Here is a 13,433-nt window from a genome sequence, read left to right as displayed (position 1 = left end):
CGCCCACCGGACGCGGGCGAGGCAACCGTGCCTGCTGACGTCACACCGCGTGCTGGAGTCTTATTTGCCCAGTTCGGTGTTCCGTCTACCCCAACGGGCGGCGATTGAAGATCGAAACTTGGCCTATGGGTGGTGCGGTGGCCCAGGGAGCTGAGCGAGGAGGCCATACCCGAGCGCAGCGTCCCGGAAATCGTCTCCGGACGAGCACGTGGGACGGCGTAAAGAACACGACCTCTGAGACGGCGCGTCGAGCGTCGCGCGTGATCTTGGTTGGGTCAGACCGCGACCGTCCCACTATCTAGGAAGTGGGACGGCGCTCGTCGCGTGGATCGCGTACCGCCCTTGTCCGCCGATCTGCTGCCCTCCTGCAGTCACGGGCTGTCGGTGGTCGCCTCTAGGGTCCGCCGCAACGACCAAGGGGGGGGCTTCCATGATTGAAGTTGACTTCATGTGGGTGGGCGAGAAGACGAAGACCGGTGACGCCATCGCATGCCGGTTCACGCATCCGTCCACAGGTCAGTACGTCGTCATGGTCATCGACGGCGGTTTCCGAGATGATGGAGCTAGGCTCGCAGCGCTCATCAAGAAGTACTACGACACCACTCATGCTGACCTCGTTGTCTGTACACATCCAGATGATGACCACATTCAGGGTCTTTTCGGAATTTTCGAGAACATGAGCGTTGGCGAGTTGCTCGTCCACCGCCCCTCTCTCTACGGGTACTCCAGCGATGCCGTGAAGAGCGGCACTGTCGAGGACTTGGTCAAAGCTGCCGTCGAGCAGGGGACAACGCTGAGGCACGACTTTGCGGGCGTTGACCTATTCGGTGGCGCGCTGCGGGTCGCTGGCCCCAGTGAGGAATACTACGAGCTGCAACTCAGCGCGCAGCTTCTGCTGGCGCAGAAGTCGCAAGGTCTCGGCGGACTCGTAACCAAGGCCACCCAAGCCATCCGCCAGGTTTTTAACTGGCGTAGCAGTGACCCCGGAGAAACGCTTACTGACGACAATGGGGGAACTACCCCGAGAAATAACTCCAGCATTATTATGGATCTGCAGGTCGATGGCTACCGCGTGCTCTTCACTGGAGACGCCGGTGCACCGGCCCTGACGCTTGCCGCCGACCACCTCGACGCGGCGGGACGCTCATCTGCTATCTCTTTATTCGACGTTCCCCACCATGGTTCTCGGCACAACCTGACCAAGGATCTGCTCGATCGGCTTCTCGGCGTAGAGACATTTACTCATCGCGGTGAGTCCATCATCAGCGTCGGTAAGGAGGCGGATGACTTCCCCCGCCCCGAGGTGGCGAACGCACTCAAACGGCGCGGTTATCCCTGGCAGGCCACGCGCGGAAAGGACATCTGCTGGAGCCGCGGTGCTGACGCGCGTCCCGACTACTCGCCGATGGTCACGCAGGATTGGCTTGACGAATAATGGCCACCTAGTCTCAATCTGGCGGCACCATGCTCAGCCTGGCTTCGGCATTCTGGTGGATACCGAAGCCGGCTAAGATGCCCCATCGACATCTTCGACACGCGAGCCCGGCTGGGGCCGGCCGTTGCCGCGGCATCCCCGGCGATCGTCATGGCGATCTTGGTGTTCCGGTTCACTTACTCCGCTGACGTTCTCACGGCCGGTTTGGTGGCTGTGCTCGCGATCATCTCGGCCATCGTGCGCACCCGGGGACGGGCATTGCAGCGCACGCTGGCCAAGCGCTGGGGCGTGCTCCCCCTCGAGGCGCTGCTCCAGGCGACGGGGGAGGGCAACCCCCTGATCAGGGCACGCCGCCGTGAGCTGCTCGCCCAGCTGGTCGGACGGCCGCTGCCGACGGCGAGAGAAGAGTGTCTGCGGCCGGAGGAGGCCAAGCACCGCTACGCGGCGGCGACCAAGCGCTTGCAGATTCAGGCGCGCCGGTTTCCCAAGGAAGCGCCGCTGGTGCGTGAGGAGCTGGTCAACTACAACTTCGCGCGCAACATGCTGGCAATCAAGTGGGTGGGTGTCGCAGTGGCGCTGCTTATCGCCGGCGAAGGCGTGCGCCGCCTGCTGGCCGAGGATGACTGGCAGATGCCAGTGGTCCTGTCCACCGCCTACTCGCTAGTCATGGTCGTCGTGTGGCTGGCGTTCGTGCGCGAGAGCTGGGTGCGAGACGTCGCGAAGATCTACGCCGACCGTCTCCTGGACGCCTTGGAGGGCTTGGTCGGAGCTGTCGACGTGTCGCGACCTCCGTGGTGGTCCCGTCGCCGACGATAACCACCTCACCACTCCACCGGTTGAAGGAGGAGACCCTGTGCCCTCGACGATGGAGGAGCTAGAACGCATCGCCGTCCAGCTCTTCGAAGCTAAGCGGCTGGCCGCCTACGACGACGTCGCCCACGTCCGCCTGGCGTTCCTGCTGCTGGACAACGCCGCGGAAATCTCCTTAATGCGTACCGCACGCGCTGGACTGGTCTGGGCTGAGAAGTACCGCGACCTCGCCGAGTCCCTAGGAGCCGCTGAGGACCTCGACGAGGAGGGCAAGGCTCTTCAATTAGATTTGATAAGCCAAGCTATTTCCAGGAAACGTCAAGACAAAATTGAATCAAATTTCAAGGACCTCGTTACCTACGCCCTGGGTGCTTCAGGCTTGGATCTACCTGAGGAGTACGGCGCCTGCGCGAAAGCGCTTCACCGATTTCGAAACGCCGCCTACCACCGCGACCACCTGCACCCTGACATCCTACAGGCGACCAATAGCATCTACTTCTTCTTGTGCTGTACCTTCCTGCTGCACGAGAAGTGGGTTATGAGTGAAATTGGCATCATCCCATCAGGGGTACGGGAAATCCTGGGGGAGGACACGCCTCAAGGGACTGGACCGAAGAGCACCGGAAGCGTACAGATGCTGACGCGGGCCGTCGCCGAGCACCTCCTGAAAGACCTAAACCTTGACGTCCAGGAAGTCGCTTCGGCGCTATCTAGACATCTTTTGGGAAGACTGACGGCGTTAGAAGCTGACTTGCAAAAGATCGAATCGGAAACCTTCCCGGGCCTAGGTCGAGACTTCATCTTAAGGGTGCTTCAGCAACTCCCAGAAGACAGGCGCGCGGCTGAGAGTGAACCACCTGCAAACTTCCTCACCCGCCAGCTACCCGTTACTTCAGGAACTCTGACGTCGTGGCGCACCCGCGCTGAATCGCTGCAACGTACTGATGAGGTCCTGAAAGCATTGAGGGCGTTTGCTGACGTCGAAGAACCCCTTACGACCTTGGAAAAGCCGGTGGCGCGGTTCATCGATGAGATTGATATGGAGGTTCAGCGGGAGGTCGACCGCCGACTCGGGAAGTAGCTGCAGGTGCGCCCAGAATCACCCAGCAGCGGCATGGTCAGTCGACCGCTGGCGGCAGCGTTTGGGGGTCCACACGTTCGTGTGGATGACGCGTCGGTGCAGGGTCTCGTTGAGGTGTGCCTCGGGGCGGAAGAAGCGGCCAGCTGAGACCTGCAACATCAGCTGCCCAGCAAGGTCCGCCGGAGCAGTGCGCTTCGCCATGTCCACGTCCCTACAGCCCCAGAGCCGTTGCCGCGTTGTCGGTCCAAGCGTGTGAGACCCGCACGTATCCGCCCAGGGAGGCCATCGAGCGGTGCCGGGTCTGGTGGGCGATCGCGCGGTCGCTCGAGCCCCGCAGGTGGGCGTAGGTGACGAACCCTGCCCGCAGGGAGTGCCCGCTGTACCCCGTCGTCGGGGCGCCGGTGCGGGCCAGGGCGCCTTTGACGAGGGTGGTCACCGATTCTGGGTGCAGGCGGCGCTGAGCTGGACGGTTGGCCTTGGTGACGCCGCGGAACACCGGGCCCTCGGTGATGTCGGCGAGCTCGAGCCAGCGCTGCAGCGCCAGGACGGGGCAGCGGTCGGGGTTGCCGGCGCGGGGCAGGACGACGAGCTCGGCGCGGCTGCCGGTCTGGTTGGTCTTGGATCGCGGTAGGGACAGCACCAGGCCGTTGGGGTGCTCGGCGACGTCGGCGACCTCCAGGGCTGCCAGCTCGCTGCGGCGTAAGGCGCCCACGAAGCCGACCAGCAGCAGCGCGCGGTCACGCGCCCCGGTCAGATCCGGCTCCGGTGCTCGGACTGCTGCCCTCGAGGGGCGCCCCGACGCGGTCAAGGCTGGCGCGGGCCAGGTCCTGGTGACCGGACAGGCCGCCAGCACGTCAAACAGCAGCGGCGGCATCAGCGGGGCCGCCTGCTGCGGCGGGGCGCCGTGGAGGCGGCGGATGCCTTCCCAGACGGCCATGACCCGGGGGTGGGTGGCGGGGTCGGGGTGGCCGGCGCTGGCGTGGGCGAACTTGATCGAGCTCAAGCGCCGGGACAGGGTGCCGACCTTCGCGCCGGCCTCGGCCAGCGCGACCAGGTAGCCGGTCAGCGCTGAGGGAGAAGCGGGCATCGGCTCTGCGGCGTGGGTGGTGCACCAGGTGGTGAAGTCGGCCCAGTCGAAGCGGTACCCGCGCAGGGTGTTCTCCGCCCGGGCGGCGCGGGCGTAAGCCGCCTCGCGCTCGGGCAACCCCGCCAGCTGTGGCAGCACTCCGAGCGAGGCCAGCTCCAGCTGCCCCTCGATCGCCGCTCCATCGAGGACGGCTTCGTCGCCAAGGTCCTCATCGACGCTGTCGCGATCATCGCCGTCCACGGCGATGCCGGTATCCAGCCCCGGGACGATCTCAGGAGCGAAGCCGTCGTCGACCACGCCGTCGAGGCCGACGCTCTCGGAGGCGCCGACGTCGGCGTCGGCATCGACACCGGGAGAGGCGGGGAAGGCCACCACCTGACGGTAGGCGCCGCCCCCGACCGTGCGGGAAAGGTTGCCGGCATAGGACGGGATTCCCCTCATTATCCCGTCCTTCCGCGCCAGTCCGACACGCCGCATCGCTCTGCTAGCGCCTAGCAAAGCGCTGCGCGTTGTTACGGTGCTGCTATGGCGCAGCTCAACATCCGCATCGACGAGGCCGCCCGCGCCGGGCTAGACGCCTACGCCGAAGCCCGTGGCATGGCCACCGGCGACCTCGTGCGCCAGCTCATCGACCAGGCGATCAAAGATCCCCGTGCCGCCGGCGCCGAGGGCTACGTCAACCCCTACAACCACACCCGCCCCGCGACCCTGAGCTACGTCGAGCGGCGCACCCTGGCGATGCAGCACCGCATCCTGGCGCTGCTGGGCACGCGACCCTCCGGGCAGACAACCGGGCAGACAACCGGGCAGACCTCCGAGCAGCGCGCCAACCCGTCGCATGGCGCGGCGGGACGCGCCGTCGAGGACCAGTGGGGCGAGCGCTTCGACCCCATGGACCTGGCCGACGGCGACGCCGGCAGCCACCTGCGCGCCGCCGAAGCCCTCGAGCACGGCTACACCGCGGAGTACCCCGACCTGTTCGTGGCCATGGAGCCCGAGCTCAGCGACCAGGCCTGTGACCTGGTCCACGAGATCCTCACGATGTTCCGCGTCCTGCAGTTCGCCTGGTCCCAGCTGGCGCCCGACGAGCAGCAGGCCATCGAGCGCAGCGAGCGCTACGCCCAAGACATGCTGAGCTTTCGCGGCTTCGACGCCAACGATCCCGTCGAGTCCCGGCTGCTCGGCTACGCGCGCTACCTGCTCAGCAAGGGCCTCTACGTCGACCTGCGCGAGATTTTCGCCGCCCACGACAACGGCAACTCTCACGCCCGTCAGCTGGGTCTCTACCAGCGACTGCTGGCGGCCTACCGGCCCCTGTGGCGCGCCAAGCAGGATGAGGCCGTCCGCGGCTTCGGCCTGGGACGTGGCGCACTGACCCTGACCGCTGAGGAGCTGCACGGCCTGGCCAGGGCCTCGATGCTGCCCAGGACCCGCCTGGCCACGAACCCTCCCTCAGGCGACGGCGGTTCTGCCGTCTCATGACTCCCCAGAACCGCTCTGGGCGGCGCGCCTCAACGACTGTCACCGGGTCTGCCCAGCGGTCACGCTCAGCCAGCCAGCTCGTCGCCTTCGTCGATGAGTCCTCCCGCCGCCTCGGCGCCAGCGCGCACGTCGGTGGCTTCGCCGCTCGCGTGCGCGGTGCTTCGGCCGGTGATGCAGGCAGCCCCACGCTCGGCGCGCGGAGGACCGCGCTGCCGGTCGGGCCCGGGGTCTTCGCCCAGCCCGGGGAACGCATCTACCTCATGGCTGCTGCCATCTGCACCGCCGAGGAGCAGGAGCGGCTGCGCGCGGCCCTGCGGGGACTGCTGCTGCCGCGCCAGGACCGTCTGCACTGGCGCGACGAGAGCCAGGCGCGTCGACGGCAGATCACTGCTGGCATCGCTGCCCTCAGCGCTGCACTGCACTGCGTCGTCGTCGTGGCCGCTCCCGTTCCCGACGCCAAGCAGGAGCGCGCCCGCCGTCTGTGCCTGGAGACGCTGCACCCCGCCCTGGAGGCCCATGGGGTCAGCCTCATCGTCCAAGAACAGCGCACCCCGCAGCAGAACCGCCGCGACCTGCAGATGGTCGACGCCCTGCGCTCGGCGAACCGGCTGTCCGCGGCCGTCCGCGTCGAGTTCGCCCAGCCGATCGAAGAGCCACTGCTGTGGCTGCCCGACACCATCGCGGGGGCCGCGGGCCTGGCACGAGAGGGGCACCCTGAGCACCTGGCCAGGCTCTCGCTGGCGATCCAGCACCACGACGTGCCGATGCGCTGAAGGCCGCTCGTTTCGGCGTGGCAGCGGCAGAGTGAGAGCGCAGCGTGTCCACGAGAGCGCACATGATGATCGCTAGCCAGAGCCAGACAGCGCGAAGGCCGGGTCCCGTCGTCCGGCGGGGGTCCCGGCCTCACTTCCCAACCCCCAGCGGGAGCGGGCTACCACCAGTCTAGCGCGTTTGCCCTTGATGACGACGGGATGCAGCACGCTCCAGCTGGCAGTCCCTCCATCGGCGCTACCTACGCGAAACCTGAGCGTTGGCCGCCAAGCGAGCACTCATCGTCTCAGAACCTAGGAAGTGAGACGGTTGCTCACCGAAAGCACGCGGAGGCCTTCGCGCAGCGATCGCAAGGTGGGGCGAGAGTCCGGCCGGCCGCCGTCAGAGCCTTCGCGGTCACAGGCAACAGACGTGCAGACTCATGGACCGGGCGGCACCACCCGATCGTGATAGCATGGGCTATCACGGGCAAGGAGGCGGCATGACTCTCATCAACGATCTGCCTGCGGCGCGCACCCTGGTGAGGCTTCATCACCAGAGCGAGATCGTCGACATGGATGAGCGCCGCGCCATGCTGCAGCTCGCTGCGGGTGGGGTGAGTCAGCGCGAGATCGCCGCCCTTCTGGGCGTGACCCAGCCCACGGTGAACGGCATCCTGAAGCGAGCTGCGAACCTGCCGCAGCCTGCGGAGGGCTTCTCCAGTGCGACGCCGATGGAGGCCTGCAAGCGGTACGCCGCCGGCCTGCTCGCACGGGATCAGTTGGTCGACGAGCTGGTGCGCTTCCCCTACGCCGCGGTCGAGCGTGACCCCTTCGACGACTTCAGTGCCGACCCGCCAGGGGCGTGGTCGGAGGTGGAAGACGCCGAGGGGCTCGGTCTGATCGAGGAGGACGTCTACGAAGAGATTTTCAACCGGCGCCACCCTGCCCCCGAAGGCCAGTGAGCAACCCCAGCGACGGCGCCGGTGGCAGTGCCGGTGGTGGTGCTGGCCGCGCGGTGAGTGACCTCGACGCTCAGGTGGCCGCGCACATGGCGCAGGTCCGCCGCCTGAGCCGAGCTGGCGGACCGCTGTCGGTGGAAGGGTCGACGGCGACGACGAATGTCGGTGCCTGGTTCAGGGGCGGAGAACCCACACCCCTCAGACGGCGACTGCACCGGCAGCTGCTCGTCGAGGCCAACGCAGGTGCTCGAGCCGACCAGGAGCGGCACGCCATCGTCATGGCCGGGCCCCCCGGCGCCGGCAAGTCCACGGTGCGGGTTCCGTTCATGGCAGCCGAAGGTCTGGACCCGGCGTCCTACACCGTCATCGACGCCGACCACTTCAAGGAGGGGCTGGTCCACGCGGCCCTGGCGGATGGCTCCTACGAGCGGTTCATCAAGCCCAGCGAGATCCGACAGTTAGAGGCTGCGGGGGAGCGGTTCTTCCCCTTGGAGATGTCCGCGCTGCTGCAGGAGGAGTCCGGTCTGCTGGCGCGGGCGCAGCAGCGTCAGCTGCTGCGGGCAGGTGCCAACGTCATCATCGACACGGTCCTGTCGAACCCCGACAAGGCGGTCGAGCTGGGCGGCCGGCTGGAGGCGATGGGCTACACCGTGACGGTCCTGGACGTGGAGGTCTCCGCCGAGCTCTCCCAGGCGCGCATCGAGCACCGCTGGGCTCTGGCCTACCGCGAAGCACTCACCGGTGTGGGCAGCGCTGGCGGTGGCCGCTGGGTGCCCTCGGAGTACGCCCGCCAGGTCTTCGACGGCCCACAGGGCCCGGGTGGCCCCTCGCGTTCAGAGGCGGCCGCGGCCGGGCTGGCACAGACCTGCCCGGCGGTCCTGCGCTACCAGGTTCTCCGCACCCCGGGGGGCCGAGAGCAGGTCCTCCAGGGCCAGCCCCAGCTCGAGGTCGACCTGGCGCGCAGCGGCCCGGGAGGGCCCCTGCAGCCGGTTGCTCGCTCGACCCGCAGCGTGGCGGCACCAACGGCACCGGGCGACGGCCGCCAGTCCTCGGCGCCGGTCCAGTCGGGCCGGACGGACCCGCCGCGTGGGCCGGCGTCGATGTCCTTGGCTGATCGCGTCACGCGGCAAGCGCAGTTCCGTGAGGCGGCACAGCGCAGCGCTGCCGCACCAGGCTGGACGTCGCCGGCTGGGCGCGGGCCTAACCTGAGTCCGGGAGGGAAGCCGCGCGGTCCTGGCGGCTCTCGGTGAGATGACGCCGTGGCGGCCGCCGTCATGGTCGTCCTCGTGGTCGACGTCGTGGTCGGCGTCGCGGTGAGGGGTCTGACGGCTGCTGGTGGCCGGCGGTGGTGGTGTAGGCCCTACAGCAGGTGGAGAACCGCTGAGCGCGAGGAGCGCCCGCTGGAACCGGGGCCCACGTCGAGCACTCTCGTGGGCTCGGTAGTGCCCGTGGCGGATGACTCCACCACCGCGGGACCCCTCCCCCTTCCAGGGCCTCCCTAGACCCAGCGCCCGCGACTGGTGGGGGGACGCGCAGCCCGCCGCCAGTGCTAGTGAACCCACGTGCTGCCCGCTCACGGATTGACGTGGTGTCGGTCGGTCGGGGCATGCTGTCCTGATCCACGACCGCATCTCGACCGCCTCTGGATCGGTCCGCGGTGCAGAGGCAGGGCCGAAGGGAGGCGTCACATGCAGGCCATGACGACGTTCCTGTTCGCCATTGCCATCGCGGTGTTCCTGTTCTGCCTCCGCGTGCTGGCCATGATTGTCGTGCTGCTGGTCCGGGTGCTGTGGGCGTTGCTGCTAGCGAGCCTGAGGCTGCTGTCGTGGCTGCTGGGCCTCGTCGTCGACGGCGGTACCGAGGTCTTCGCCCGGGCCAGGGCCCGTCGCGCCTGAGTCATCCGAGGCCGAGGCGTCCTCGGCCCCGGCGGCGAGCTCGGCGGTGCTGGCGGTTCCCGCGGAGCGGGGTCGACGAGGGAAGAACTGGGCCACCTCATCGCGGGACAGCCCGAACGCATTGGTGAGCTCTCGCTGGCTGAACCCAAGGTCGCGCAGCGTCTGCAGCGCATCGCGTGCGTCTGCGCTGGCACGTCGCACAGCTTCCAAGGACTTGGCGCCGGCGTTGATCGCCTGGCGCTTGCGCGCCAGAGCACTCTCTTCGCGCTCGAGCAGGGATCGGCCGCTGTCAGCATCGCGGGTGTCGGGGAAGACCATGGCCGCACGGTAGCGGCGCCGGCCCTGCGGGCCAGTCGCCGGGCCGGTCGGCGGGTGCTCACCGAGGGTGTCCGGCCCATCGTCTATAGTGCCGACCACCGGAGCAGCGACCACCGGAGCAGCAAGCATAGCAAATGTTAAACATTTGCTGGTCTAGCGGCTTCGCCGCAGACCGTTATGGGCTCCGCCCAAACCCGTTAGGAGGTGGTCCCGTGGCACGTCGCGCCGCCTCCGATGGCCGTGAGGTCTTCAAGGCCCTGCGACTGACGACGATGGACTGGGAGCGCATTCAGCAGCGCATGGCGCTGGCTGGGACTTCGAACTTCAGCGCTTACGCGCGACGTGTTCTGGTCGACGGGGAGCTGCGCGTGCAGACGGTCGCGTTCGACGCGGAGGTGCTGCGCGCGGAGCTCGGGCGGATCGGCAACAACCTCAACCAGATCGCCCGCCACGCGAACACGGAGTCATCGCTGACGCTGTCGGAGGCCGTCGCTGCACGTCGGCTGATGCAGGAGGTGCAGCAGCTCCTGAGTGCGGCCACCCGCCCGCAAGATCGCGTCAACGAACGCACCGAAGACCGCACCGAAGACCGCACCGAAGACCGCACCGTCGAGACGGGCGGGGACTAGCGGTGGCGGTCGTGACGATGCACCAGATCAAGTCGACTCTGGGCAAGGCGCTGCGGTACATCGTGCGACCGGAGGCGACCCAGGGCGGGCTGCTGGTGTCCACGACGGCGGCGGTCATCGACCCCAGTGACTGGAACGCGACGGCGGAATCCTTCGAGGCCTCACGGGAGCTGAGGCAGGGTTCGGGTCGCAAGTCCACCGTGCTCGCCCATCACGTCATCCAGGCGTTCGCGCCCGGTGAAATCACCTCCGGAGCCCAGGCCCATGACCTCGGAGTGGCCTTCGCCGACCGCATCACGCAGGGCCGGTTCGCGTACACGCTGGCGACGCACCTGGACAAGGGCCACCTGCACAACCACCTCATCATCAACGCCGTCAGCCACGTCGACGGCAGGGCCTTGCGGGTGCAGAAGCAGACACTCGGGGACTACCGCGCCATCAGTGACGAGCTGTGCCGCGGGATGGGTCTGAGCGTCATCGAGCGGACCGTCGAGCGTGATGAGACGCGCACGGACACGGTGGTGCGTCCGCGGCTGGCGGAGGTCTACACGCGTGCTCGTGGCGCCTCGCGGCACGAGCAGGTGCGCCTCGCGATCGACCATGCGGTGTCTGCGTCTAGCAACTGGCTTGACTACGAGCTGACGTTGGAGGCCCAGGGCATCGAGGTCGGTCGCAGCCAGAAGCGAGCAGTGACCTACCGCACCGAGTCGATGGCCCGCGCGGTGCGCGACGTTCGGCTCGGGCCTGCTTATGCCGAAGGGGCGGTGATGGCGCGGCTGGGTAAGACCAGCGTGCTGCGCTTCGATGCCCACGAGTCCCTGGTCGTGCCGGTCCGAGCATCCTCACGAGCGTCCAGCCGCGTGCCTGTGCAGTCGCATGGAGAGGTGCACCGGGAGGCGCCTGGAACTGCGCCCGTGCATGACGCGGCCAACGCCTCGATGCAGCACGCCGTGACCATCAAGGTGCCGGGCACAGCAGGGCAGCGCTGCATCGCGGTGCACCCTGACCAAGTCGTTCAGCATGGCAAGATGCTGCGGATCTACCTGCCCGAGCACGGCACCCAGGCGATCCTGAACCGCAGCGGAGGCATCGTGGCCAACGTCCCGACCAAAGCCCTCTACGCGGCCTTCACGCCGCCCGCGCGGGAACTCGCGGGTCGCCTCCACCAGATCGAAAGCTCGCGTGGGCTGCGCGGCGGCAAGCGTGTTCGTGAGCAGGTGGAGCGCCTAGCGACGAGCGCGAACCTGCTCAATGTGCGGGGCCGCTTCGGGATCCTCACCGAGACCGACGCGCTGGCGCATGTCGCTGCGCTGGGCGCGGAGATCGAGCGCGCGGAGACCCGCATCCAGCACCTGGCGGTCGCCCTGGATGAGAGCGCCCCGGGGAGCCAGGAACGCGCGGACCTGCGCGTGCAGCTCGCCGACGCCAGTCGCAGCATGGGGGACCTGCAAACCACCGCGACCGAACTGATCCAGTGGGCCAAGACCGCGCCGCCGCGGGAGAACGGGCACCCCGGAACAGGCCGCACCGAGCTGGCTGACCTGGCCGACGTGGCGCTGCGCGAGCGGCTGGGCGACGTCGACCCCGTTGACCTCAGCGCCATAGGCGTCCCTGCGGAACGCGTAAGCCAGCTGCTGGACCAGCCGGCCTCCGGCGGAGTCTCGGAGCGGCCGGAACAGGGGCCGGCGGGAGGGCCGGCCAACGCGTCGGCAGACCGTGTCGACGTGTCAGCTGAGGCACCGGCCGACCTGTTGGCCGACGCGCCAGAGCGGGCGCGCGAGGCGCCTGGGCGGAGTGACCATGGCGACCTCGCGGGGGACGAGACGCTCCCCCCGCAGGCCGCCGAAGGTCGTGACGGCCAGCACGCCCAGCCGCGCGAGGACGCCGTCGAGATGTCCTGGGAGGACGTCGTGGAGATGTCCGACAGCTTGGTCCGCCCGGCTGGCCCGGGCGACGGCGCCAGTGACCCCGGAGGTCTCGACGTGGAAGAGGAGCGCGCCGCGCGTCCTACCGAGCGTCGCAGTGCCTCACGTGGTGGGCCAGGGCGGGACGTGTCCCAGCGGCCCGCGGGATGGAAGACGATGAGCCTGACGGAGCGCGCTGCCTGGCTCAGTGGCAGGTCGGTGCGCGAGAGCGCACGCGACACCGACGACAACACACCGAAGCGGAGGCGCTGACCATGTCGGTCGAGAGCATCGAGAGCACAGCCCGTCGAGTCTCGTTCGAGATGGGTGTGGAGGCGGTCAAACTCGTCGGGCCGCTCAGCAACCTCCTGTGGGCTGCCTCGCGCGCCCTGGTCACCAAGGCGCTCACGACGGTGCCGGGCCGCGGCGGGTCCATGGGTGGTCGCGTCTCCACGGTGGACCTGGAGAAGTTCACCAACGGCCAGCGCGCCATCGTCAACCTGGAGGACCCGCGCACCTTTCGCGTGGTGCGCCAGACGCTGCGGCGCTACGGCGTCACGTTCGCGGTGACCAAGGAGGCCGGGGAGTTCCGCGTGCACATCGGCGCCGGCAACGCCGCGCTCCTGGACGCCGCAATGAAGCACGCCGAGTCGACCGTGGCCCGCCAGATCCAGCGGGAGCAGGACCGCGCAGCTAAGCGGGAGGCAGCAACCCCCCAGCGCAGGACGACCACGCCGGAGCGCACCGCGGACCGCGTCGTGGACCGCACCGTGCCTTCCCAGACTCGACAGCCGGACCCAGCTCCTTCCCGAGAGGTTGCCCGGGAGGCCGTCGGCCCGGTCGCGGGGCGGTCGCGTGCAGCAGGAGTTGTGAGCCGCACCGATGGCCCAGAAGTCCCGGCGAACTTCGCCCGCATGAGCTTGGAGCAGCGCACCCCCTACCTGGCGCGGCAGCGGGCAACCGGCGCGCGCACTGGGGAGGCTCGCCCTCGTGGCGCTGCTCGCTCGGCGCCGGTGCGCGCGGGACGGTCCACGTCCGCACGTACGGCATCACGCACCCCGCGCGGTCCCCGGTGAAGGGC

12 protein-coding genes are annotated in these 13,433 nt (G+C 68.4%); 11 read left to right on the top strand and 1 reads right to left on the bottom strand.

Going from position 1 to position 13,433, the window contains the following annotated elements; translation table 11 throughout:
* Positions 1-430 precede the first annotated feature (430 nt).
* The 3 genes from FHN55_RS18555 (at position 431) to FHN55_RS18545 (ending at position 3,326) form a co-directional block, all read left to right on the top strand.
* Positions 431-1,435, top strand: coding sequence for a ComEC/Rec2 family competence protein (locus FHN55_RS18555; protein WP_139713896.1), 1,005 nt, complete (start codon positions 431-433; stop codon positions 1,433-1,435).
* 150 nt (positions 1,436-1,585) lie between these two features.
* On the top strand, positions 1,586-2,251 hold the full coding sequence (locus tag FHN55_RS18550; protein ID WP_139713895.1) for a hypothetical protein: 666 nt from the start codon (positions 1,586-1,588) through the stop codon (positions 2,249-2,251).
* Between the two features lie 37 nt (positions 2,252-2,288).
* Complete coding sequence (locus tag FHN55_RS18545; protein ID WP_139713894.1) at positions 2,289-3,326, top strand: hypothetical protein; 1,038 nt, start codon at positions 2,289-2,291, stop codon at positions 3,324-3,326.
* A 211-nt stretch (positions 3,327-3,537) separates the two neighbouring features.
* On the opposite strand, the gene FHN55_RS18540 is transcribed toward FHN55_RS18545, so the two are convergent.
* Positions 3,538-4,785 (bottom strand): site-specific integrase, encoded by a 1,248-nt coding sequence (locus tag FHN55_RS18540; protein WP_139713893.1) that lies wholly within the window; start codon positions 4,783-4,785, stop codon positions 3,538-3,540.
* A gap of 153 nt (positions 4,786-4,938) precedes the next feature.
* Here FHN55_RS18540 and FHN55_RS18535 point away from each other — a divergent pair, with 153 nt between their 5' ends.
* The 8 genes from FHN55_RS18535 to FHN55_RS18495 all read left to right on the top strand — a co-directional run bounded on the left by FHN55_RS18535 (position 4,939) and on the right by FHN55_RS18495 (position 13,428).
* Positions 4,939-5,895 (top strand): YfbU family protein, encoded by a 957-nt coding sequence (locus FHN55_RS18535; RefSeq protein WP_139713892.1) that lies wholly within the window; start codon positions 4,939-4,941, stop codon positions 5,893-5,895.
* A 260-nt stretch (positions 5,896-6,155) separates the two neighbouring features.
* The gene (locus FHN55_RS18530; protein WP_139713891.1) at positions 6,156-6,668 is read left to right on the top strand and encodes a hypothetical protein; all 513 of its coding nucleotides are present in this window, start codon (positions 6,156-6,158) and stop codon (positions 6,666-6,668) included.
* A gap of 479 nt (positions 6,669-7,147) precedes the next feature.
* On the top strand, positions 7,148-7,609 hold the full coding sequence (locus tag FHN55_RS18525) for a helix-turn-helix domain-containing protein (RefSeq protein WP_180357948.1): 462 nt from the start codon (positions 7,148-7,150) through the stop codon (positions 7,607-7,609).
* Complete coding sequence (locus FHN55_RS18520) at positions 7,606-8,856, top strand: zeta toxin family protein (RefSeq protein WP_218974813.1); 1,251 nt, start codon at positions 7,606-7,608, stop codon at positions 8,854-8,856. The genes FHN55_RS18525 and FHN55_RS18520 overlap by 4 nt, the downstream gene beginning before the upstream one ends.
* Before the next feature lie 447 nt (positions 8,857-9,303).
* Positions 9,304-9,501, top strand: coding sequence for a hypothetical protein (locus tag FHN55_RS18515; RefSeq protein WP_147928098.1), 198 nt, complete (start codon positions 9,304-9,306; stop codon positions 9,499-9,501).
* Between the two features lie 530 nt (positions 9,502-10,031).
* Complete coding sequence (locus FHN55_RS18505) at positions 10,032-10,448, top strand: MobC family plasmid mobilization relaxosome protein (RefSeq protein ID WP_180357947.1); 417 nt, start codon at positions 10,032-10,034, stop codon at positions 10,446-10,448.
* Positions 10,449-10,465: 17 nt separating this feature from the next.
* Positions 10,466-12,625 (top strand): relaxase/mobilization nuclease domain-containing protein, encoded by a 2,160-nt coding sequence (locus tag FHN55_RS18500; protein WP_255472641.1) that lies wholly within the window; start codon positions 10,466-10,468, stop codon positions 12,623-12,625.
* Positions 12,626-12,627: 2 nt separating this feature from the next.
* Positions 12,628-13,428, top strand: coding sequence for a DUF3801 domain-containing protein (locus FHN55_RS18495; RefSeq protein WP_180357946.1), 801 nt, complete (start codon positions 12,628-12,630; stop codon positions 13,426-13,428).
* Positions 13,429-13,433: the final 5 nt, after the last annotated feature.

The sequence above is a fragment of the Streptomyces sp. NP160 genome, assembly GCF_006335115.1.
Taxonomy (GTDB): domain Bacteria; phylum Actinomycetota; class Actinomycetes; order Actinomycetales; family Quadrisphaeraceae; genus Quadrisphaera.
Note: the sequence above shows the minus strand (reverse complement) of the source record. Positions and strands in the feature narration are given on the sequence as shown.

What these genes read in the sequence shown, in the direction of transcription:
- FHN55_RS18555 (WP_139713896.1), top strand. Translation starts at nt 431, where the DNA reads ATGATTGAAGTTGACTTCATGTGGGTGGGCGAGAAGACGAAGACCGGT.
- FHN55_RS18550 (WP_139713895.1), top strand. Translation starts at nt 1,586, where the DNA reads ATGGCGATCTTGGTGTTCCGGTTCACTTACTCCGCTGACGTTCTCACG.
- FHN55_RS18535 (WP_139713892.1), top strand. Translation starts at nt 4,939, where the DNA reads ATGGCGCAGCTCAACATCCGCATCGACGAGGCCGCCCGCGCCGGGCTA.
- FHN55_RS18530 (WP_139713891.1), top strand. Translation starts at nt 6,156, where the DNA reads ATGGCTGCTGCCATCTGCACCGCCGAGGAGCAGGAGCGGCTGCGCGCG.
- FHN55_RS18525 (WP_180357948.1), top strand. Translation starts at nt 7,148, where the DNA reads ATGACTCTCATCAACGATCTGCCTGCGGCGCGCACCCTGGTGAGGCTT.
- FHN55_RS18515 (WP_147928098.1), top strand. Translation starts at nt 9,304, where the DNA reads ATGACGACGTTCCTGTTCGCCATTGCCATCGCGGTGTTCCTGTTCTGC.
- FHN55_RS18500 (WP_255472641.1), top strand. Translation starts at nt 10,466, where the DNA reads ATGCACCAGATCAAGTCGACTCTGGGCAAGGCGCTGCGGTACATCGTG.
- FHN55_RS18495 (WP_180357946.1), top strand. Translation starts at nt 12,628, where the DNA reads ATGTCGGTCGAGAGCATCGAGAGCACAGCCCGTCGAGTCTCGTTCGAG.